Below are 1,456 nucleotides of genomic sequence, written 5' to 3'. Positions count from 1 at the left end.
AAAAATTCATGAGGATTAAAGAAGCCACGGTAATTTGCAATCTGCTTTTGACGTCTGTAGTTTGCTTCCAATACCTGGATGGAGTTTTCACTTTGAACATCTGTTACATAAGCAACGTGTCCATATTCACCACCATCCCAAACGGCGATTGCTCCTACTACTGGAACACTTCCTGTCTTATAGCCTTGAGCACTCGCGTAGATTGCCCACGTGTTGGCATTTCCCCACCAGTTGCTAGCCCAAGGCGCCAATTCTTTCACACCCCATGTACACTGACCAACAGGGTATGAGTTTCCATAGTTTGTCGGAGTCTTTTCGACAACATCCTCTGTATCTGATACCACGTTCGCAGTGCTAGCTGGAGCACTGTAGGTTGAGCTAGCCTGAGCGGAACCACTCACTTCCAATACATCGCCTGGGTGGATAGTGTCAAAGATGGTTTTTCCATTCAAAGCTGCCAACTCATGCGGATCCATGCCGTTTGCAGTTGCGATGGCATAAAATGAATCACCGTCTTGGACAACGTAAGAGTTCGCGTGCACAGTTTGAGCACCAACTGTAGCTAAAATAGCCGTAGAAGTCAAACCAAGAGTCAGTTTCGTAACTGTTTTTTTCATAACTGGATTCCCCTTATATTTTCTTGATAAGAAAATCATACTTGATTTACATGTCAGTTCGTTTAGAGTTATATTTTAGTCATGTTACAAAAATTTATACTTTTACTACATAAGGTTTAAAAGCAGACATCGTATAAAGTGATAGAAGAGAATAAAAATGAATCATTCCCCCAATCTTTTCATCAGTAAATCACTCAAAAGACCGTCTTCTCAACCACTCCCACATCAAGCATTTATCCGTCAAAAAGAGACCGAGATAGGTCATCTCAGTCCCTTTCCATCTATAACTCCATCAAAAAATCATACATTTCTTGCACGGTACCCAGCGCCATCATTTCTTGGTATTTGACGGTTCTTTAGCTATCTTTTTCTACTATCTCTGGAAAATAACTTTCAAAATATGCCTTGGTAAGGCTAAATAAATGTAATTTTTTACCCTCAATATTCACAAAATTCATTTTATCATTGATTCCTTCTAATTTTAAATCATAGACATATTTATTTTCTAAAATATCAATAAAAAATATTTTAATCTTTTCAATATCTTCAATTCTTGAGTCAAACTTCAATAGTAGATTATTTGAGGTTTTCTTATCAATCATAAATCTTTCTTCAGCCTTTAATTTATGATTACCTCCCGATCCATTTTTTTCTATATATTCTATTTTATCAATTAAGGCATGACCTAACCCAATATTTCTAATTTTTATAAGAATAGCAATCGATTCTTCATCTTGAGCATCTTCTTTGTTAATCTTTATATAATTATACTGACAGATATAATTCTTGCCTTGTTTCTTGCCTTGTTTCTTGCCTTGTTTCTTGCCTTGTTTCTTGCC

Annotated in this window: 1 protein-coding gene and 1 pseudogene; both read right to left on the bottom strand. The window is 36.6% G+C overall.

The window, feature by feature from the left end; translation table 11 throughout:
- Nucleotides 1-617 (bottom strand): COG3942 and LysM peptidoglycan-binding domain-containing protein (locus GMD1S_RS07665; RefSeq protein WP_000754476.1); only part of this gene is annotated, 617 nt, incomplete at its 3' end.
- Between the two features lie 356 nt (nucleotides 618-973).
- Nucleotides 974-1,456 (bottom strand): annotated as a pseudogene (locus tag GMD1S_RS12310) (hypothetical protein); the annotation flags it as partial.

The sequence above is a fragment of the Streptococcus sp. GMD1S genome (genome assembly GCF_000296875.1).
In the GTDB taxonomy this organism is placed as follows: Bacteria; Bacillota; Bacilli; order Lactobacillales; family Streptococcaceae; genus Streptococcus.
This window is presented reverse-complemented; position numbering and strand designations above follow the sequence as displayed.